Raw genomic sequence first — 311 nt, forward strand, 5'->3', positions numbered from 1 at the left:
CTAACCTACCAAAAATTGGGGGGGACATATGACAGACCGTCTCAAAGGATACTGGATCGCGCATGTAGATGTGGGCGATCAGGAAGGTTACAAATCCTATGTCGCGGCGAACGGCGTTGCCTTTGCTAAAACCTCCCTAAAGGAAGCAACATAACTAAAATGATTGATAAAATATTTTCTCTTTTTGAAAATGAAGCAGATACACAAAAACTCGACGACCCCATTGCAATTGCGGGGTTGCTTGTGCGCATAGCACGCACCGATGGCGATTATTCCAACACAGAAATCGCCCGCATCGACCGTATTTTGGC

1 protein-coding gene is annotated in these 311 nt (G+C 46.0%); it reads left to right on the plus strand.

The features are described 5' to 3' along the window. Positions 1–28 precede the first annotated feature (28 nt). The gene (locus AB9F29_RS21905) at positions 29–154 is read left to right on the plus strand and encodes a DUF1330 domain-containing protein (protein WP_369757248.1); all 126 of its coding nucleotides are present in this window, start codon (positions 29–31) and stop codon (positions 152–154) included. Positions 155–311 lie beyond the last annotated feature (157 nt).

The organism is Falsihalocynthiibacter sp. S25ZX9 (genome assembly GCF_041205405.1).
Lineage (GTDB): Bacteria > Pseudomonadota > Alphaproteobacteria > Rhodobacterales > Rhodobacteraceae > Falsihalocynthiibacter > Falsihalocynthiibacter arcticus.

Coding starts and splice junctions, on each gene's coding strand:
- AB9F29_RS21905 (WP_369757248.1), top strand. CDS start 29: ATGACAGACCGTCTCAAAGGATACTGGATCGCGCATGTAGATGTGGGC.